This window comes from Streptomyces sp. S.PB5, from assembly GCF_030403745.1.
GTDB lineage: Bacteria > Actinomycetota > Actinomycetes > Streptomycetales > Streptomycetaceae > Streptomyces.
In genome coordinates, this window is record NZ_JAQMWP010000013.1 from 227,306 (window position 1) to 244,624 (window position 17,319).

The following is a 17,319-nucleotide window of genomic DNA, read 5'->3' on the forward strand; positions in this document are numbered from 1 at the left end:
GCGGAAAACCTATAGGCTCATGCCGTCGCCGCTGACCTGGCAGCAGCCGCAGAGAAGGGCACATCACGTGCAGAAGGACGCGGGCGGTTCCGAGTTCGTCTCGGTGCTGGTGGATGTCGCGGATCTGCCCATGGAATTCCTGGACGATCTGCCGGACACGGTCCTGGCCGAGCAGCTCCGGCGGGTGGTCGGAGAGGCCCTGAACCCGACGAGCGAGACCTTCGCCGCGTTCCAGTCCGCTCTGTCCGACTCCTGAGCGGCACGGCCGGGACGGCGCGCGTGCTTCAGGCGCACACCGGGGTCCCGCCCTGTGTCAGCCTCCAGTTCGTCACCGCGAAGTCCTTCGGGTCCAGCGTCCCCTTCGCCGTCACATATGCGCCAAGGACGGAGAACGACCAGGTGCGCGGCTTCCGTTCGGGGGCAGGCCATGTCCGGATCAATTTCTGGAATGATCGCCGTCCATGCAGCCCTTGGCACCCGAGGACCCCGCACACATAGGCCCGTACCGCCTCGTCGCCCGGCTCGGCGCAGGGGGTATGGGGCGGGTGTTCCTCTGCCGGGGCGAGGACGGACGTACCGCCGCCGTGAAGCTGGTGCGGGGCGAGGTCGCCGAACAGGAGGAGTTCCGGCGGAGGTTCGCCCGTGAGGTGGCGGCGGCGCGGCGGGTGAGCGGGGAGTGGACCGCGGGCGTCCTGGAAGCGGACACCTCGGCCGAACTGCCCTGGGTGGCCACGGAGTACGTGCCGGGACCGACCCTGCGGGCCGTGGTTCGCGGCGACTTCGGGCCGCTGCCCTCCGCCTCCGCGCATGTCCTCGCCCACCGTCTCGCGCAGGCGCTCCAAGCCGTGCACGGGGCGGGGCTGGTCCACCGTGACCTCAAGCCGTCCAACATCCTGCTCACCGTCAACGGGCCGCGGGTGATCGACTTCGGCATCGCGCGGGCGCTGGACACGTCGCCGGACAGCACGCTCACGCCTGCCGGATCTCTGCTCGGGACACCGGAGTTCATGTCGCCGGAGCAGGTGCGGGGGGAGCGGGTGGGGCCGGCCGGGGATGTGTTCTCGCTGGGGAGTGTGCTGGTGTACGCCGCGACGGGGCGTTCGCCGTTCGTGGGCGAGTCCGGCAGTGATGGCATGGCCGCGCATGCGCTGATGTTCCGTATCGCCTATGAGGAGCCGGATCTCACCGGCGTACCCGAAGTGATCGTGGACCTGGTCCGGGAGTGCCTGGCGAAGGAGCCGGGTGACAGGCCGGCGGTGGCCGACGTCGTCGGGCGCACACGACGGGCTCCGGCGGGGGCCTGGCTGCCGGGTGAGCTGCTGGACCGGCTGGACCGGGCGGCCGCACAGCCGGTGCCGGAGGGGCCGCGGCGGGGAGAGCCGGAGGGGACGGGGGCACCCGGACTCACCGGGTTCCCGGACTTCCCGGAGCCGGTGGAATGGGAACGGCCACGGGACCTGCTGGACATGCCGGAGGCGGGCATCGCGCCGCCGCGTGTCCGGGAGACGGCCGTGGAGCCCCGCTCTCGGGTGCGACTCTGGGCGGCGGTCGCCCTGCTGGTGACGCTGGTGGCGCTGGGAAGCGGGCTCACGCTGGAAGCCGCCACGGCGATCCGGGGCGCCCTCTCGGGCGGCGGCTCGGAGCCCGCCGTGCAGACACCGGCGCGCAGGCCGTCGTTCGCCGGGGCGTGGCGCCTCACCCTCGGGGGACACGATCCCCTGTTCACGGTCCGGCTGGACCTCGTCGAGGGTGCGGCCCCCGGTGAGAAGGGCGCCACCGTGCTCGCGGCGACGAGCAACGCGATCTGCGCGGGCAGCGCGAAGGTGGTGTCCCGCGCGGACACCGTCCTGACCCTGGGCGGGTTCGATGTGCGCCGGATCGGACCCGGTGACGGCAAGGCGTCGAGCCGGTGCGGGCTGCCGCTCACCATGCGGATCGCGTCGGACAGGGACGACAGCCTGACGTGGCTGCAGTCCGAGGAGTGGTCCCTGGGCTTCGAGTCCGCCGGGGACCGTGAGCTCCGCGTCCCCAAAGGGCTCCAGGGCGCGTGGTACGCCGACCAGGAGGGCCTGCGTGTCACGGTCCTGCCCGGCCGGGTGGGCTCCCTCGCCGTGCGCGGCGTCCAGGACCACGACGGTCTGCACTGCGAGTGGGAGGCCGCACTGATGGACATCGGCTGGGACGGGCTCGTCACCACCGGAGCCCAGATCGTCGAAGCCGGGTCGGACCCCACGTGCGCATCGAGCCAGGCGCCCTACACCTACGACCTGATGACCATCAGGGTGCTGACCCGCAGCAGCCCCCAGGGCGCCACGGTTCTGCACCTGCGCCGCCACCCCTGATCAACCGAACGCCCCCGGCAGCCGAAGCCGGCCGGGGGCGTACGCGCGACACCAGGGCGCGTCAGATGAACTTGTTGATCTCGATCGTCTCGTCCCGGCCCGGACCCACGCCGATCGCCGAGATCGGGGCGCCCGACATCTCCTCCAGCGCCTTCACGTACGCCTGGGCGTTCTTCGGGAGGTCCGAGAAGGACTTCGCCTTGGTGATGTCCTCGGACCAGCCGGGGAGGGTCTCGTAGATCGGCTTCGCGTGGTGGAAGTCGCTCTGGGAGTAGGGGAGTTCCTCGACGCGCTTGCCGTCGATCTCGTAGGCGACGCAGACGGGGATCTGCTCCCAGCCGGTCAGCACGTCCAGCTTGGTGAGGAAGAAGTCCGTCAGGCCGTTCACGCGGGTCGCGTAGCGGGCGATGACCGCGTCGAACCAGCCGCAGCGGCGGTCACGGCCGGTCGTCACGCCCCGCTCGCCGCCGATGCGGCGCAGCGCCTCGCCGTCCTCGTCGAAGAGCTCCGTCGGGAAGGGGCCCGAGCCGACGCGGGTGGTGTACGCCTTGAGGATGCCGATGACGCGGCTGATCTTCGTCGGACCGACGCCGGCGCCCGTGCAGGCGCCGCCCGCGGTCGGGTTCGACGAGGTCACGAAGGGGTACGTGCCGTGGTCGATGTCCAGGAGGGTGCCCTGGCCGCCCTCGAAGAGGACGACCTTGTCGGCCTCCAGGGCCTGGTTCAGGACCAGGACCGTGTCGGCGACGTACGGCTTCAGGCGGTCCGCGTAGGACAGCAGCTCCTCGACGACCTTGTCGGCCTCGATGGCGCGGCGGTTGAACACCTTGGTGAGGAGCTGGTTCTTGCCGTCCAGCGCCGCTTCGACCTTCTGGGTGAGGATCGACTCGTCGTAGAGGTCCTGGATGCGGATGCCCACGCGGTTGATCTTGTCGGCGTAGGTCGGACCGATGCCGCGCCCGGTGGTGCCGATCTTCCGCTTGCCGAGGAAGCGTTCCGTCACCTTGTCGACGGTGACGTTGTACGGCGTGATGATGTGAGCGTTACCGCTGATCAGGAGCTTGGACGTGTCGACGCCTCGCTCGTTCAGCCCGTTCAGCTCGGAGAACAGGACCGACGGGTCGACGACGACACCGTTGCCGATGACCGGGGTGCACCCCGGCGAGAGGATTCCGGAAGGGAGCAGGTGCAGGGCATACTTCTGGTCGCCCACGACCACCGTGTGGCCGGCGTTGTTGCCGCCCTGGTAGCGCACCACATAGTCGACAGACCCGCCTAGCAGGTCCGTCGCCTTTCCCTTGCCTTCGTCACCCCACTGAGCACCGAGCAGCACAAGTGCGGGCACGCGCGTACACCCCTTCCGGGCGGGGCATGTCCAAGGTCAGGGGCGTACGCTGCACGGCCTTGTGCCTCGTACCCCGGCGACCTGCTTCGGCCACCGACGGCCGTCGTCGGCCGTTCACCCGTCGGACCCGGTTGCCCCGGAATAGACGAAGCCCCTGGCGCAATAGCGCAAGGGGCTCTTGCACAAAGATGCTACCCGAGGAAGCGAGGCATGACCGAGGTGGCGACTTCCGACCAGCTCCTTGTGGTCATCGACCCGGTCGCCCGGCGGACGGACGGCGAGTCCGTGCGGATCGCGAAAGACGTGCTCAGCGCGGGTGCGGCCACCAAAGTGTGTCTGCCGGAGGGGCCCGAGGAATTCGCCCGGGTACTGGCCCGAAGGGGCTCCCGGCGACCCGTCGTGGTGGGCGACGACCGGGCTCTGCTGCGGGCGGTGTCCCTTTTGCACCGGCAGCGGGAGCTGGCCGGATGTGTGCTGTCGTTCGTGCCGGTGGGCGGAGTGTTCTCCGTGGCCCGGTCGCTGGGCGTGCCCACGGGCGCGGTGGCGGCCGCGCGGACGGTCCTGGACGGCGTGGAGCGCCGGCTCGACCTGCTCGTCGACGACAGCGACGGGGTGGTGCTGGGTGCGCTGCGGATCCCGGCGCTACCGGTTCTTCCGGAGGGCGAGCCCGTGGAGGACTCCCCGGCGCATCCCTGGCTGCGGACCTGCCAGTCCCTCGTACGCACCCTGGTACCCGCCCGTCCGCCCCGGACCGCCCCCGACCCCGGGCCCCGGCCCTCCCGGCTGCGGGTCGAGGTGGACGGCGTCCTCCTCGTCGACCTCGACCAGCCCGTGGAGACGGTCTCGGTGACCCCGGGCGCCTCGGGCACGGCCGCGGTGTCGGTACGCCCCCTCTCGGTCGGCGCGGAGGCCTCACCGCTGGAGGCGTGGGGACGGACCGTCACGGTGTCGGGGGCGGACTTCCGCTACCGCGCGGACTCCGGCGTGGGCGGACCGGTACGGAGGCGGACGTGGACGGTGTGGGAGGGTGCCCTGGGGCTTACGTTGCCAGGGCAGTGAGGACACCGATGAGCCAGTACTTCGAGCTGGACGGCGAGACCCTGTGGAACCCGTCGAACGGGGCCGCACGGCTCTTCCTCGCACATGTGCGGATCTACGAGGGGGAGCTGGGCATCACGTCGGGCTTCGGGCCTATGGAGAACGACGAGTGCCAGGTCGACCCGGCCGCCCTCGCCTCCTTCGCGGACGCCCTGATCGAGCTGCACGACCGCACCCCGCACGCCGTCGTCGACGCGCTCTCGGAGGGTTTCGTCGCGACGGTCCTGGTGCTGGCAGAGCGGGCCGGCATCGAGGTACGGCGCCCCGTCGTCGCGGTCGGCTTTGAGGGGCTGCGGGACGTACAGGTGCCACTGCCCGACGCCGAGGACAGGGCCGTAGGGCTGCGGGAGCGGGCGGGTCTTCTGGGGCGCCGGATGCCGCGCTAGGCGTCGGGCTGGTCGTCGGCTTCCTCGGCAGGGGCCTGGAAGCCATCGGTGTCGAGCGTGCAGTCGAACGGGGCGGGCATCGGAAGCTTCTCGCCGAAGGGCCGCGTGCAGTGCGACTCATATCCCTTGGCGGAAGGCGTCCAGAAGACAGTGGCCTGCTCTTCCTGCATGTCGAGGACCAGATAGACGGGGACACCCGCCCTTCCATATACCCGGACCTTGTCGGTCAGGTCGTCGTCGCGGGTGGAGGTGGAGGTCAGCTCGCCGACGAAGACGAGGGCCTCGCCGTCCAAGCGGTTGCTGCTCGTCCGGGACACCTGGCGGGGCGCCGCATGGATGTCCGGTCCGAACGCCCGCTCATCTCCTGGAAAGACGTACAAGAACGGGCTGGAGCTGATGCGGTGCCCTTCAGGAAGATGCGGCCGAAGCTGATCACGCACCACCTCCATGACGTCCTCGTAGTACCCCTTCGACCACGGCGACAAGACGATGCTCCCGCTGATGATCTCGGCCTTGTAACCGTCGGGCACAATCAGCTCGTCGAGGTCATCCAGCAACGCCTCGAAGCTGCGGGGCTCGGTGCCGCTTATCGTCGGTCGCTCAGTCATCAGTGTCATGATGCGCCCTCCCTTTGGCGCAGACCAGCCACCACTCACAGTAGCCGGTCGATCACATCCTCGTGATCGCTTTCGTCCTTCAGCCCCACCCCCGTGCCCCTCAACTCCCGAGCCCGCCCCATCAACCCCGCCAGCTTCCCCGCCGCCCCCTCGTACGACAGCCCCAGCGGCGGCCGGATGTTGGACAGGCAGTTCCGGTCGGCGTCCGTCGTCTCGCCGGGCACCGGCCGGTACGTCAGATACGCGCCCAGCGAGTCCGCCGCCGACATGCCGGGGCGCTCGCCGACCAGGACGACGACCATCGCCGCGCCCATCGCGGAGGCCACGTCGTCCCCGAGGGCCACGCGCGCTTGCTCGGCCAGCACCACCGGGGCGACCCGCCAGTCGCCGAGCCGCGCGACCGTCTCGCGCACCACCGCCGCCGCGTGCTCGTGCACCGCCCGGCTGGACAGCCCGTCCGCGACGACGAACACCACGTCCCACTCCCCCGCCGGCAGATGCGCACGGTCGGTGGCGTCCAACCGGCGGCCCAGATCGGGGCGTTGGAGGTAGGTCAGCCGGTCACCGGCCGCGCTGCGGACCCGTACCGTCGGCATGCCCGTCAGCTCGGCCGCGACCCGGTCCGGGTCGAAGGGGGAGTGAACCGCGTCCCGGGCCGCCGCATGCGCGGTCTGCAACTCCAGTCGGTGTCTTGTCGGGAGCGCCGAGCCGGAGCGGCCGAGGCCGATGCGGGCCTGGGTGTGGCGGCGCAGGGAGGTCCACAACTCTCCGCCTCCCACGGCTACTTCACTCATGCCGCCAGTTCCCTTCCGATCGCCGTCAGCGGATGGCCGCCCGGCACTTCCCTGATGGCCCCGCGTTCGTCCAGCAGACCGATCGACGACAGCCACGCCTCGAACTCCGGTGCCGGGCGCAGGCCCAGGACCTCTCGCAGGTACAACGCGTCGTGGTACGAGGCCGATTGGTAGTTGAGCATGATGTCGTCGCCGCCCGGCGTGCAGATCACGAAGGACGCCCCCGCGACGCCCAGCACGGTGAGCATCGTCGCCACGTCGTCGTCATCGGCGTCCGCGTGGTTCGTGTAGCAGATGTCCAGGCCCATCGGCAGGCCGAGCAACTTGCCGCAGAAGTGGTCCTCCAGGGCGGCGCGGAGGATCTGGCGGCCGTCGTAGAGGTACTCCGGGCCGATGAAGCCCACCACCGTGTTCACCAGCAGGGGGTCATAGCGCCGCGCCACCGCGTACGCCCTCGCCTCCACCGTCTGCTGGTCCACCCCGTGGTGCGCGTCGGCGGAGAGCGCGGCGCCCTGGCCGGTCTCGAAGTACATGACGTTCCGGCCGACCGTGCCCCGCTCCAGCTTCAGGGCGGCCTCGTGGGCCTCGTCGAGCAGGCTCAGCGTCACGCCGAAGGACGCGTTCGCCGCCTGCGTACCGGCGATCGACTGGAAGACCAGGTCCACGGGCGCCCCGCGCTCCATCAGGTCCACGCTCGTCGTGACATGACACAGCACGCAGGACTGGGTGGGGATGGCGTAGCGCTGGATCACCCCGTCCAGGAGTTCCAGCAGGTCCCGTACCGCCTTGGGGCTGTCCGTCGCCGGGTTGATGCCGATGACCGCGTCGCCCGAGCCGAGCAGCAGGCCGTCCAGCAGGGCCGCCGCCACACCGGCCGGGTCGTCGGTGGGGTGGTTGGGCTGGAGGCGGGTCGCGAGGCGTCCCGGGAGGCCGATCGTCGAGCGGAAGGCCGTGATCACCTGCACCTTCCGCGCCACGGCCACCAGGTCGGCGTTCCCCATCAGCTTCGACACCGCCGCCACCATCTCGGGCGTGAGCCCCGGCGCCACAGCCGTCAGCGCCTGCGAGTCCGCCGCCAGCAGCCACTCCCGGAACTCACCGACCGTCATCCCCGCCACCGGCGCGAACGCCTCCGCGTCATGCGTGTCCAGGATCAGCCGGGTCACGTCGTCCGTCTCGTACGGGATCAGCGGCTCGGTCAGAAACGTCGCGAGCGGGACCTCCGCCAACGCCCAGCGTGCCGCGACCCGTTGGCGCGCGCTCGTCGCCGCGAGGCCGGCGAGGTGGTCGCCGGAGCGTTCGGGGCTCGCGGCGGCGAGGAGGCGGGCGAGGGTGTCGAAGCGGTGGCGTTCACCGCCGAGGACTGACGTGTAGCTCATGCCGGGGACCGTACGAGGCACGTGTTGCCGTGAGATTTCCGTGCGCGTTCCTCGAAGTTCTAAAGGTCTGGTTGACAAACATTTAACGCCCCGAGACCCTTGGCCGACTTATTCGGCCTACAGAGTTCCGGTCCAGCAGACGAGCACACCCGTAGCAGAGAGGCCAGCCCGATGGCAGTGGACGAGGGAGTCGCCCCAGCGGCGAAAACAGACGAGGGCGGTACCGTCCACCGGCTCAAGCCCAATGCCGTGGGCCTGCTGGGGGTCGTCTTCATGGCGGTGGCCACCGCCGCGCCCATCACCGCGATGACCGGCAACGTGCCCTTCATGGTGTCCGCCGGAAACGGCATCGGCGCCCCGGCGAGCTATCTCGTCGCAATGGTCGTGCTGGCAATCTTTTCCGTCGGCTTCACCTCGATGGCGAAGCACATCACCTCCACCGGAGCCTTCTACGGCTTCATCTCCTACGGCCTGGGCCGCACCGTCGGCCTCGCCTCCGGACTGCTCGCGACCTTCGCGTACGTCGTCTTCGAACCGGCGCTCATCGGCATCTTCTCGACCTTCGCGACCGAGACGCTGAAGGACCAGACCGGGGTCGACATCCCCTGGTGGGCGTTCGCGGTCCTGATGCTGGCGATCAACGCGACCGGCACCTGGTTCGGTGTCTCGGTCGCCGAGAAGCTGCTCGTCGTGCTCCTCGCGACCGAGGTGACGATCCTCGCGGCGATGGCGATATCCGTAGCCCTGCACGGCGGCGGCCCCGACGGCTTCAGCCTCGACCCGGTCAACCCGGTCAACGCCTTCCACGGCACGAGCGCGGGCCTCGGGCTCTTCTTCGCCTTCTGGTCGTGGGTCGGCTTCGAGTCGACGGCGATGTACGGCGAGGAGTCCCGCAACCCGAAGAAGATCATCCCCAAGGCCACGATGATCTCGGTCCTCGGCGTCGGCATCTTCTACGTCTTCGTCTCCTGGATGGCCATCACGGGTACGGGCCAGTCGGACGCGGTCAAGGTCGCCACCGAGAGCCCCCTCGACCTCTTCTTCAACCCCACCGAGCAGTACGTCGGCCACTGGGCGGTCGTCGTCATGCAGTGGCTGATGATCACCGGCTCGCTCGCCTGCGGCATGGCCTTCCACAACTGCGCCGCCCGCTACATGTACGCGCTGGGCCGGGAGGGCGTGCTCCCGTCGCTGAAGAACACCCTCGGGCGCACCCACGCCAGGCACGGCTCGCCGCACATCGCGGGCCTGGTCCAGACGGTCGTGACCGCCGTGCTGCTCCTCGCGTTCTGGGCCGCCGGCAAGGACCCGTACACCGGTACGTACGTCCTGCTCGCCATCCTCGGCACCATGGCGATCCTCGTCGTCCAGGCCGTCTGCTCGTTCGCGGTGCTGGTCTACTTCCGCAGGAACCACCCCGAGAGCCGCCACTGGTTCAAGACCCTCGCCGCCCCGCTCATCGGCGGCGTCGCGATGCTCGCGGTGGTCGCGCTGCTGGTGTCCAACATGGGTGCGGCGGCGGGCACCGAGTCGGGCTCGCTGGTGCTGAAGGCGACGCCGTGGCTGGTGGCGCTGGTCGCGGCGGCGGGGATCGGGTACGCGCAGTACCTGAAGCGGCGGGACCCGGCCCGCTATCAGCTGCTGGGCCGGACGGTGCTGGAGGAGACGAAGGAGCGGTAACTCCTCAGTTGTCGAAGAGCTGTTGGCGGTGGACCCGCCAGCGCTCCATCATGGCCTCCAGTTCACCGGCCGTGAACTCGAAGAAGGCGAGCGTCTCGGCGAGCCGGCGCCCCGCGGGGGTGTCGGCTCCGAGCGCTGCCACTCCGTCCCGCAGCGCGTTCTGCCACTGCTTGATGATGGCCTCGCGGTTGGTGATCGCCTCGTACCACTGGTCGCTGTGCACCCGGTACCGCTCGCGCCGCGACCCCGGCTCCCGCTCCCGTGACACAAGCCGCACCTGCGCCAGGTAGCGCACCGCGCCGGACACGGCGGCGGGGCTGATCCGCAGCTGCTCGGCCAGCTGGACCGAGGTCAGCATGCCGGTGTCGGAGGCGAGCAGCGCGGCGAAGACCCGGGCCGGCATGCGGGGCACACCCGCCTCGACGAGTTGTGCGGCGAAGTGCTCCACGAACCGCGAGACCTCCTCGGTGTCCCGCCCACCAGCAGTTTCCGTCATGGGCCCATCCTAGTCGGGGCTTTATACGCTTCCTTAACTTCACAAGTTTCTGAAAACAGCGTACGTTCGGAACCATGACGAAGGCAAAGCGCGCCATCGAGGTAGCCGGGCTCCACAAGTCGTTCGGCAGGACGCACGCACTCGACGGGCTCGACCTGGACGTCGAGGCCGGCGAGGTGCACGGCTTCCTCGGTCCCAACGGCGCCGGCAAGTCCACCACCATCCGCGTCCTGCTCGGCCTGCTGCGCGCCGACTCCGGCGCCGCCCAGGTCCTCGGCCGGGACCCCTGGGGGGACGCGGTCGAGGTGCACCGCCGGATCGCCTACGTCCCCGGGGACGTGACGCTGTGGCGCAACCTGTCCGGCGGCGAGGTCATCGACCTCTACGGCAGGCTCCGCGGCGGCCTGGACCCGGCCCGCCGCGCCGAGCTGATCGAACGCTTCGAGCTGGACCCCACCAAGAAGGGCCGCACCTACTCCAAGGGCAACCGCCAGAAGGTCGCCCTCGTCGCCGCGTTCGCCTCGGACGTCGACCTGCTGATCCTCGACGAGCCGACCTCGGGCCTCGACCCGCTGATGGAGGAGGTCTTCCAGCGCTGCGTGGAGGAGGAGCGGGACCGGGGCCGTACGGTCCTGCTCTCCTCCCACATCCTCAGCGAGGTCGAGGAGCTGTGCGACCGGGTGAGCATCATCCGGGGCGGCCGTACCGTCGAGACGGGCTCGCTCGCCGACCTGCGGCATCTGACCCGGACGAGTGTGTCGGCCGAACTGGCGGCCCCGCCCAACGGGTTGGCACATCTGCCGGGCGTGCACGACCTCGACGTACAAGGCCATCGGGTCCGCCTCCAGGTCGACACGGACAAACTCGACGCCGTACTGCGGCAGTTGAGCGAGTCGGGCGTACGGTCCCTGACCTCGACCCCGCCCACCCTTGAGGAGCTGTTCCTGCGCCACTACCAGGATGAGGAGGCGGCGTCCCGATGAGCAGCCTCGCGGGCACGGGCGTACTGCTGCGTTTCTCCCTGCGCCGGGACCGTCTGATGATCCCGGTCTGGGTCGGGGTGAACACCCTGATGGTGCTCTCCATGCCCGCCTCCCTGAAGGGCCTGTACAGCACGGCGGCCGAACGCGCCGACCTGGTACGCCAGGTGGAGACCAACTCCTCCTTCCGCGCGCTGATCGGCCCGGTCTTCGACACCGACCTGGGGGCGCTGACGGCCTGGCGGGTCGGGGTGTTCGCGGGCCTGCTCGCCGCCGCGATGAGCCTGCTGATCGTCGTACGGCACACCCGGGACGAGGAGGAGAGCGGCCGCCAGGAGCTGGTGGCGTCCGGGATGGTGGGCCGCAGGGCGTCGCTGACGGCGGCCCTGCTGGCGGCGGGGGTCGCCAACGCCGTACTGGCGCTGCTGGTGACGGCGGGGCTGGCCGGCCAGGGGCCGGTGGGAGCACTCGCGTTCGGCGTCGGAATCGGCGCCGTGGGCATGCTCTTCGCCACCATGGCGGCGATCGCGGCCCAGTTGACGGAGAGCGCGCGGCTGGCGCGGGGGCTGACGGCGGCGGCGCTGGGGGCGGCGTTCGTGCTGCGCGCGGCCGGAGACGCGGCGTCGGACGACGGCTCCTCGGCCCTGACGTGGCTTTCGCCGCTGGGCTGGCTGGAGAACCTGCGCCCGTACGCCGGCGAACGCTGGTGGGTGCTGGGGCTGTTCGCGGCGGCTGTGGCGCTCCAGGCCGGGGTGGCCTACGAGTTGACCTCTCGCCGGGATGTCGGCATGAGCTTCTTCCCGGCCCGGCCGGGCCCGGCGACCGGCGGCCTGGGCAGCGCGGGCGCGCTGGCCTGGCGGTTGCAGCGGGGCGCCGTACTCGGCTGGTCGATCGCCTTCTTCCTGGTGGGTGTCGTCTACGGCGGCCTCACGGACGGCGTGGCCGACCTGGTCGGCGACAACGACAACGCCCGGGAGATCTTCGAGCGCATGGGCGGTCAGACCGGGCTGGAGGAGGCGTTCCTGGCCTCCATGGTCGGGATGATGGGCCTGATCGCCGCCCTGTACGTGGTCGGTTCGGTGCTGCGGCTGCACGGCGAGGAGGCCTCGGGGCGCGCGGAGCCGTTGCTGGCGAACGCGGTCGGGCGGCTGGGCTGGGCCGCCGGGCATCTGCTGGTCGCCTTCGGCGGAGCGGTACTGCTCATGCTCCTCACCGGCCTGGGCTTCGCCGTGGGCTACGGCAAGGAGGTCGGGCCCATCCTCGGGGCGTGCCTGGTGCAGGTCGCCGCGGTGTGGGTGATCGGCGGACTGGCGGTCGCGCTCTACGGGCTGCTCCCGCGGGCCGCGATGGCGGCCTGGGGAGTCGCCGGGGCCGTACTGCTCATCGGCTGGGTCGGTCCGGCGCTGGACGCTCCGCAGGCGGTGCTGGACGTGTCGCCGTTCGGGCATCTGCCGAAGTTGCCGGGCGGGGAGATGAGTTGGGGTCCGGTGACGGCTCTGCTGGTCATCGCGGTGGCGCTCGTCGCCGTGGGGCTGGCGGGGCTGCGGCGGCGGGACATGACCACCTGAGACCGGTTCCGGGGAACCTGTCGGCGGCCCGCGCACGTCCGTCCCTTGCATGGGAGAACGTATGCAGGCCGCCGCGGGATGCCTGACCGCGGCCGTCGGCGCCGGTGCCGGGCTCGCGGTGTGGTCCGTCGACGTACGGGGCCGGCTGTGGCGGTTCGAGCAGAGTCCGGACTGGAGCGTGCTCTACGCCGAGCTGCCGCTCATGGTCCTCGGCGGAGTCGCCGTGTCCCTCGGACTCTGGGCCGTGCTCCGACGGCTCAGACCTCGACGCTGAGCCCCTCCAGCCCGCGGATCACGAAGTTCGGCTTCCGCTCCGGCTCGGCGGCCAGGGCCAGCGTCGGCGCCTTCTCCAGCAACGCCGTCATCGAGGCCGCGAGCTCGATTCGGGCGAGCGGGGCGCCGATGCAGTAGTGGATGCCCGCGCTGAAGGAGATGTGCGGGTTGTCCTTGCGGGTGACGTCGAGCTTCTCCGGGGACCGGAAGACGGCCGGGTCGTGGTTGGCGGAGCCGAAGAGCAACGCGATCTCGGCGCCGCGCGGCACGGTCGTCCCGTCGATCTCGATGTCGTCCAGGACCCACCGCTCGAACAGCTGGAGCGGGGTGTCGTAGCGCATCAGCTCCTCGATCGCGGACGGGACCAGGGAGTGATCGGCGCGGAGCCGCTCCAGCTCACCCGGGTTGCGGAAGAGCGCGTACCAGCCGTTGACGGTGGCGTTGACGGTCGCCTCGTGCCCCGCGTTCAGCAGGAGCACACAGGTGGAGATCATCTCCTGCTCGGTGAGCCGGTCGCCCTCGTCGTGGGCGGCGATGAGCCCGGAGATCAGATCGTCGCCCGGCTGCTTGCGCCGCTCGGCGATGAGCTCACGCAGGTAGTCGGAGAACTCGACGGAGGCCCGTACGGCCTTCGCGGCCACGTCCTGCGGCGGGTTCAGCTCGTACATCCCGCAGATGTCCGCCGACCAGGGCCGCAGCGGCGCCCGGTCGGACTCCGGGATGCCGAGCATCTCGGCGATCACCGCGACGGGCAGCGGCTCGGCCACGTCGGTGAGCAGGTCGCCGCCGCCCTTCTCGACCAGCCCGTCGACGAGCTCTCCGGCCAGCCGGGCGACGTACGGCTTGAGCTGTTCGACCGTGCGCGGGGTGAAGGCCTTCGAGACCAGGCGGCGGATGCGGGTGTGGTCCGGCGGCTCCAGGTCGAGCATCCCGTGGTCGTTGAGCGTGTGGAACGGCTCGTGCTCCGCCGGGGGCGCCGTCCGCCCGAAGTCCTCGTGCGTGAACCGGTGCTGGTAGGTCCGCCCGAGCCGCCGCTCCCGCAGCAGCGCCGACACGTCGGCGTGGTGAGGAACCAGCCACTGGTCGGTGAGCTCGTAGTAGCGCACGCGCCCTTCGGCACGCAGTTCGGCGTAGGCGGGATAGGGGTCGGCGAGAAAGCCCGCTTCCCAGGGATCGAAGACTGCCATGCCGGGACGCTAACCCGCCCCGCCCCTCCTGACCAGGGGCGTCTCACCGGGGGTCGCACCAAGCTGATTGGCAGATCTGTTCCACCCCCGGAATTCGTGACCTGCGGTTTTACAGTCCCGGCGTGGAACACATCTGCCAATCCTGGGGCTATGGGGGGAGACCGAGGTCGAGGGGTGGGGGCGGGGGTGGGGGGTGGGGGGTGTCTGGGTGGGGTGACGGCATAAGGTGCCGGGCCATGGATGCTGGACTTGCCGCGCTGCTCGGCGCGGCTGTGGGGGCTCTGGGCACCGGGGGTGCCGCCGCGGTGACCGGGTTACTGGGCCGGGGGCAGGCTCGGACGCAGCTCCGCGCCGAACATGTGCGGTTGCTGCGCGAGCCGCGGCGGTCGGCGTACGTCGCGTTCGCCCAGTGCTTCCAGGAGGTGCACGCCCTCCACTCGGAGGCGGCGCGGTCCGCCGCGTCTGCGGCGGTGACGGGGACGGAGGCGGAGGCGGGGACGGCGGCGGGGACGGCGGGTCCGGACCGGGACAGGTTGCTCACCCTCGCCGAAGAGGCTTACGCGCGCGCCGGTGAACGGCTCCACGGCGAGCTTCAGTCACGGAAGTCGGCCGTGACGGTGGAGGGCCCGCCCGCCCTGACCGCCGCCGCGTTCGAGGCGGAGGGCGCGCTGCTCGTCTCGCGGGGCGAGGTGTACCGCTGGATCCGCACCCTGCGGCAGGGAACGGCCACCGCGGACCACGAACGGGCCGCGGAGGATGCGCTGTTGGCCGTTCACCACCCCTTCGTGACGTTTCTCAACGCGGCGTCGGCCGCGTTGGCGGATGATGGCCTCGGCCCGTGACCGAAGGAAACAACGTCCAGGAGGAAGCGACTTCATGACTGAGCGATCTGGAGCCGTGGAGGACTCGGCGCACCCTCCGCTGTCCCCTCTGGACGTCAAGATTCTCCGCCTGTTGGCGCAGGGGTACTCCCTCCGCGAGGTCGAGGGTGAGGCGGACACCTCGGCGGGCGTCGCCACTCGGCAGGTCGAGAGGCTGATGACACTTCTCGGGGCCCGCGACCGCACCGACCTGGTGGCGAAGGCCAAGGAGCGAGGGCTGGTCTAAGGGGCCTGGCCGAAGTCCGGGAGCGTGACCGTGCCGTCCTCGGCGAGCGGGAAGCCGGGGTTGTGGGCGACCTCCCAGGCGTGGCCGTCGGGGTCGGTGAAGGCGGAGGAGTAGAAGCCGATCTCGTTGACGGCGGCGGGCTTGGTGACGGTGCCGCCGGCGGCGCGGACGGTTGCGAGCAGTTCGTCGACCTCGGTCTCGGACCGCACGTTGTGCGCGAGGGCGATCCCGCCGAAGCCGCCGGCGGTCTTGCCGGGCTCCAGCCCACAGTCCGCGGCGAGCTTCTCCCGGCCCCAGAGGACCAGCCCGAGACCGCCCGCCTGGAAGAAGACGGTCTCCTGGACTTCCTGGCCGCGCCAGCCGAGGGCTTCGTAGAAGGCCTTGGACCGGGCGAGGTCGGAGACGCCGAGGGTGATCAGGGTGACTCGCTGTTCCATGAGGGGCGGCCCTTCAGGTGGGTGATGAGGGCGGTGAAGGCGGGGGTGGGGAAGGAGAGGGTGGCGCGGGTGGGGGCTTTTGAGTCGCGGATGGCTATGTGGGCGGGGAGGGCAGCGATCTCGACGCACATGTCGCCGTCGCCGCCGTCGGAGTAGCTGGACTTACGCCAGTTCATCAGAGTTCCTTAGCCAAACGGTGGATGAAATCGCGCGATGCCGTGGGTTCCAGCGACGCGCTTTCCACCCTACGAATGAGCGCCCGTAGCCGTTCCAGCCGGGGTTCGGCGTCGATGAACGCGGCCCCCGCGGGTGAGTCCCGTACCCCGGTGTCCAGTCTGGGCAGCGGTCCGCCCACGTACACCATCGAGGCCCCGGCTCCGGCGAAGCCGTCCTGGTCGGTGGGGATCACTCGTACCGAGATGTGTCCGTCCTCGATCAGGTCCAGGATCTGGCGGAGTTGAACGCGCGCGGCGTCGCGGTCGGAGACTCGGAGCCGCAGCGCGACCTCGTGGATGATCGCCTCGTAGGGCGTCGGGGCGTCGCCCTCGATGACCGCGCGACGCCGCATACGGTGCTCCACCCTGGGGGCCACCTCGCTCTCGGGCAGCTCGGGGTTCATGTAGGCGAAGACCGCGCGTGCGTAGTCCGGGGTCTGGAGAAGGCCGGGGATGCGGGTGATCGCGATCTCTCGCAGGTGCGTGGCATGGTGCTCGATCTCGGCCGAGTCCATGAACACCGGCGGGAGCACTCCTCGGTACTCCTCCCACCAGCCTCGTGTGCGGTCGGTCGCCATCCCCACGAGGGCCTCGATCAACGCCTCGTCCGTACAGGAGTAGTGGGCGGCGAGGCGGCGAACTCGCTCCTCGCTGACACCGGCGAGGCCCTGCTCCACCTGGCTCACCTGCGCCGAGGTCGAATTCAACAGGGCCGCAGCCTCACGGCCTTTCAGCCCGGCCGCCTCACGCAGACGCCGCAACTCGGTGCCCAGACGCACTTGGCGTGCGGTGGCGTAACTCCTCAGCGGCATCCGCTCTCCTGCTCCCAATGCCCTGGCCGACAGGCCTCGTTCGGGTGCCAGATTACGCGAGCGGGTTGCGGCGGCAATATTTATTGCCCTACCGTCGGTGACGCAGCGACCACCCTGCGGAAGTGCACCGCTCTGCGGCACCGCCACCGCACAACCCCCCACCCCCCGAACGGAGTTCCCGCATGCCCGAAAAGGCCCCCGACTCCTGGGAGTACTCCCTCTCCATCCCCAACGACCCCCGCGCCGTCACTGTCTGTCGCCGCACCCTCCGTCTGATCCTCACCCTTCACGGTCTGATCACCCTCGTCGACACCGCCGAACTCCTCGCCGCCGAGCTGATCTCCAACGCCGTACTCCACACCACCGGCCCCGCCACCCTCCGCGTCCGCTACTCCGACGGCACCCTCCGCCTCGGCGCCTGGGACGCGGACCCCGAGCCGCCCGACCCGCCGGGTAAGTCGTTGGACCTGCCCGACAGGGAGGGCGGCCGGGGGCTTGCTCTCGTCAATGCCTGCGCCGACCTCTGGGGATGGCAGCCCCTGTCGAGATTCGGCAGGCGCGGCAAGTACGTCTGGTGCGAACTGGGCGCCGCATGAAGATCAC

Annotated in this window: 20 protein-coding genes; 11 read left to right on the forward strand and 9 right to left on the reverse strand. The window is 70.5% G+C overall.

Going from position 1 to position 17,319, the window contains the following annotated elements; genetic code table 11:
• The first annotated feature begins 19 nt into the window (after positions 1-19).
• Both fxsA and PH203_RS31760 read left to right on the forward strand, forming a co-directional pair.
• Positions 20-256, forward strand: a complete 237-nt coding sequence (gene fxsA / locus PH203_RS31755; protein ID WP_289924307.1) for an FxSxx-COOH cyclophane-containing RiPP peptide — start codon at positions 20-22, stop codon at positions 254-256.
• Positions 257-461: 205 nt separating this feature from the next.
• Positions 462-2,342, forward strand: coding sequence for a serine/threonine-protein kinase (locus PH203_RS31760; RefSeq protein ID WP_289924308.1), 1,881 nt, complete (start codon positions 462-464; stop codon positions 2,340-2,342).
• 61 nt (positions 2,343-2,403) lie between these two features.
• Here the strand turns inward: PH203_RS31760 and PH203_RS31765 are convergent, their stop codons facing one another.
• Positions 2,404-3,687, reverse strand: coding sequence for an adenylosuccinate synthase (locus tag PH203_RS31765; protein ID WP_289924309.1), 1,284 nt, complete (start codon positions 3,685-3,687; stop codon positions 2,404-2,406).
• 210 nt (positions 3,688-3,897) lie between these two features.
• On the opposite strand from PH203_RS31765, the gene PH203_RS31770 reads away from it, so the two are divergent.
• Both PH203_RS31770 and PH203_RS31775 read left to right on the forward strand, forming a co-directional pair.
• Positions 3,898-4,746, forward strand: a complete 849-nt coding sequence (locus PH203_RS31770) for a diacylglycerol kinase (RefSeq protein ID WP_289924310.1) — start codon at positions 3,898-3,900, stop codon at positions 4,744-4,746.
• 8 nt (positions 4,747-4,754) lie between these two features.
• Positions 4,755-5,171 (forward strand): DUF6086 family protein, encoded by a 417-nt coding sequence (locus PH203_RS31775; RefSeq protein ID WP_289924311.1) that lies wholly within the window; start codon positions 4,755-4,757, stop codon positions 5,169-5,171.
• On the opposite strand, the gene PH203_RS31780 is transcribed toward PH203_RS31775, so the two are convergent.
• From PH203_RS31780 to PH203_RS31790, 3 genes are read right to left on the reverse strand one after another with little or no spacing between them, the layout of a single operon-like run.
• Positions 5,168-5,788, reverse strand: coding sequence for a Uma2 family endonuclease (locus PH203_RS31780; protein WP_289924312.1), 621 nt, complete (start codon positions 5,786-5,788; stop codon positions 5,168-5,170). The two genes, PH203_RS31775 and PH203_RS31780, sit on opposite strands and share 4 nt — an antisense overlap.
• Before the next feature lie 35 nt (positions 5,789-5,823).
• The gene (gene eutC / locus PH203_RS31785; RefSeq protein ID WP_289924313.1) at positions 5,824-6,582 is read right to left on the reverse strand and encodes an ethanolamine ammonia-lyase subunit EutC; all 759 of its coding nucleotides are present in this window, start codon (positions 6,580-6,582) and stop codon (positions 5,824-5,826) included.
• A complete protein-coding gene (locus PH203_RS31790; RefSeq protein ID WP_289924314.1) occupies positions 6,579-7,961 on the reverse strand; it encodes an ethanolamine ammonia-lyase subunit EutB in 1,383 nt (460 codons plus the stop codon). Before PH203_RS31790 ends, eutC begins: the two co-directional genes overlap by 4 nt.
• 171 nt (positions 7,962-8,132) lie before the next feature.
• Here PH203_RS31790 and PH203_RS31795 point away from each other — a divergent pair, with 171 nt between their 5' ends.
• Complete coding sequence (locus PH203_RS31795; protein WP_289924316.1) at positions 8,133-9,641, forward strand: APC family permease; 1,509 nt, start codon at positions 8,133-8,135, stop codon at positions 9,639-9,641.
• A gap of 4 nt (positions 9,642-9,645) precedes the next feature.
• On the opposite strand, the gene PH203_RS31800 is transcribed toward PH203_RS31795, so the two are convergent.
• Entirely contained in the window at positions 9,646-10,137 is a 492-nt protein-coding gene (locus PH203_RS31800) for a MarR family transcriptional regulator (protein ID WP_289924317.1), read from the reverse strand.
• 74 nt (positions 10,138-10,211) lie between these two features.
• Here PH203_RS31800 and PH203_RS31805 point away from each other — a divergent pair, with 74 nt between their 5' ends.
• The 3 genes from PH203_RS31805 to PH203_RS31815 are packed head-to-tail and all read left to right on the forward strand — an operon-like array spanning position 10,212 to position 12,959.
• On the forward strand, positions 10,212-11,120 hold the full coding sequence (locus PH203_RS31805) for an ABC transporter ATP-binding protein (RefSeq protein ID WP_289924318.1): 909 nt from the start codon (positions 10,212-10,214) through the stop codon (positions 11,118-11,120).
• Entirely contained in the window at positions 11,117-12,685 is a 1,569-nt protein-coding gene (locus tag PH203_RS31810) for an ABC transporter permease (protein ID WP_289924319.1), read from the forward strand. Before PH203_RS31805 ends, PH203_RS31810 begins: the two co-directional genes overlap by 4 nt.
• A gap of 49 nt (positions 12,686-12,734) precedes the next feature.
• On the forward strand, positions 12,735-12,959 hold the full coding sequence (locus PH203_RS31815; protein ID WP_289924320.1) for a hypothetical protein: 225 nt from the start codon (positions 12,735-12,737) through the stop codon (positions 12,957-12,959).
• On the opposite strand, the gene PH203_RS31820 is transcribed toward PH203_RS31815, so the two are convergent.
• On the reverse strand, positions 12,943-14,145 hold the full coding sequence (locus PH203_RS31820) for a cytochrome P450 (RefSeq protein ID WP_289924323.1): 1,203 nt from the start codon (positions 14,143-14,145) through the stop codon (positions 12,943-12,945). The two genes, PH203_RS31815 and PH203_RS31820, sit on opposite strands and share 17 nt — an antisense overlap.
• A 236-nt stretch (positions 14,146-14,381) precedes the next feature.
• Between PH203_RS31820 and PH203_RS31825 the strand changes: the two genes are divergently transcribed.
• Positions 14,382-14,987: a hypothetical protein gene (locus PH203_RS31825; protein WP_289924324.1), complete on the forward strand. Its 606-nt coding sequence runs from the start codon at positions 14,382-14,384 to the stop codon at positions 14,985-14,987.
• Between the two features lie 34 nt (positions 14,988-15,021).
• Positions 15,022-15,252 (forward strand): hypothetical protein, encoded by a 231-nt coding sequence (locus PH203_RS31830; RefSeq protein ID WP_289924326.1) that lies wholly within the window; start codon positions 15,022-15,024, stop codon positions 15,250-15,252.
• On the opposite strand, the gene PH203_RS31835 is transcribed toward PH203_RS31830, so the two are convergent.
• From PH203_RS31835 to PH203_RS31845, 3 genes are read right to left on the reverse strand one after another with little or no spacing between them, the layout of a single operon-like run.
• Positions 15,249-15,689 carry a VOC family protein gene (locus PH203_RS31835; RefSeq protein WP_289924327.1) on the reverse strand — a complete coding sequence of 147 codons (441 nt, stop codon included), beginning with the start codon at positions 15,687-15,689 and terminating at the stop codon, positions 15,249-15,251. The genes PH203_RS31830 and PH203_RS31835 overlap by 4 nt on opposite strands.
• Positions 15,668-15,865 (reverse strand): DUF397 domain-containing protein, encoded by a 198-nt coding sequence (locus PH203_RS31840; protein WP_289924328.1) that lies wholly within the window; start codon positions 15,863-15,865, stop codon positions 15,668-15,670. Before PH203_RS31840 ends, PH203_RS31835 begins: the two co-directional genes overlap by 22 nt.
• Positions 15,865-16,716 (reverse strand): helix-turn-helix transcriptional regulator, encoded by an 852-nt coding sequence (locus PH203_RS31845; protein WP_289924330.1) that lies wholly within the window; start codon positions 16,714-16,716, stop codon positions 15,865-15,867. Before PH203_RS31845 ends, PH203_RS31840 begins: the two co-directional genes overlap by 1 nt.
• A gap of 182 nt (positions 16,717-16,898) precedes the next feature.
• Here PH203_RS31845 and PH203_RS31850 point away from each other — a divergent pair, with 182 nt between their 5' ends.
• Entirely contained in the window at positions 16,899-17,312 is a 414-nt protein-coding gene (locus tag PH203_RS31850; protein ID WP_289924331.1) for an ATP-binding protein, read from the forward strand.
• Positions 17,313-17,319 lie beyond the last annotated feature (7 nt).

Coding starts and splice junctions, on each gene's coding strand:
- eutC (WP_289924313.1), bottom strand. CDS start 6,582: ATGAGTGAAGTAGCCGTGGGAGGCGGAGAGTTGTGGACCTCCCTGCGC.
- PH203_RS31810 (WP_289924319.1), top strand. CDS start 11,117: ATGAGCAGCCTCGCGGGCACGGGCGTACTGCTGCGTTTCTCCCTGCGC.
- PH203_RS31780 (WP_289924312.1), bottom strand. CDS start 5,788: ATGACACTGATGACTGAGCGACCGACGATAAGCGGCACCGAGCCCCGC.
- PH203_RS31835 (WP_289924327.1), bottom strand. CDS start 15,689: ATGGAACAGCGAGTCACCCTGATCACCCTCGGCGTCTCCGACCTCGCC.
- PH203_RS31770 (WP_289924310.1), top strand. CDS start 3,898: ATGACCGAGGTGGCGACTTCCGACCAGCTCCTTGTGGTCATCGACCCG.
- PH203_RS31820 (WP_289924323.1), bottom strand. CDS start 14,145: ATGGCAGTCTTCGATCCCTGGGAAGCGGGCTTTCTCGCCGACCCCTAT.
- PH203_RS31805 (WP_289924318.1), top strand. CDS start 10,212: ATGACGAAGGCAAAGCGCGCCATCGAGGTAGCCGGGCTCCACAAGTCG.
- PH203_RS31795 (WP_289924316.1), top strand. CDS start 8,133: ATGGCAGTGGACGAGGGAGTCGCCCCAGCGGCGAAAACAGACGAGGGC.
- PH203_RS31845 (WP_289924330.1), bottom strand. CDS start 16,716: ATGCCGCTGAGGAGTTACGCCACCGCACGCCAAGTGCGTCTGGGCACC.
- PH203_RS31830 (WP_289924326.1), top strand. CDS start 15,022: ATGACTGAGCGATCTGGAGCCGTGGAGGACTCGGCGCACCCTCCGCTG.
- PH203_RS31825 (WP_289924324.1), top strand. CDS start 14,382: ATGGATGCTGGACTTGCCGCGCTGCTCGGCGCGGCTGTGGGGGCTCTG.
- PH203_RS31800 (WP_289924317.1), bottom strand. CDS start 10,137: ATGACGGAAACTGCTGGTGGGCGGGACACCGAGGAGGTCTCGCGGTTC.
- PH203_RS31850 (WP_289924331.1), top strand. CDS start 16,899: ATGCCCGAAAAGGCCCCCGACTCCTGGGAGTACTCCCTCTCCATCCCC.
- fxsA (WP_289924307.1), top strand. CDS start 20: ATGCCGTCGCCGCTGACCTGGCAGCAGCCGCAGAGAAGGGCACATCAC.
- PH203_RS31760 (WP_289924308.1), top strand. CDS start 462: ATGCAGCCCTTGGCACCCGAGGACCCCGCACACATAGGCCCGTACCGC.
- PH203_RS31790 (WP_289924314.1), bottom strand. CDS start 7,961: ATGAGCTACACGTCAGTCCTCGGCGGTGAACGCCACCGCTTCGACACC.
- PH203_RS31775 (WP_289924311.1), top strand. CDS start 4,755: ATGAGCCAGTACTTCGAGCTGGACGGCGAGACCCTGTGGAACCCGTCG.
- PH203_RS31840 (WP_289924328.1), bottom strand. CDS start 15,865: ATGAACTGGCGTAAGTCCAGCTACTCCGACGGCGGCGACGGCGACATG.
- PH203_RS31815 (WP_289924320.1), top strand. CDS start 12,735: ATGGGAGAACGTATGCAGGCCGCCGCGGGATGCCTGACCGCGGCCGTC.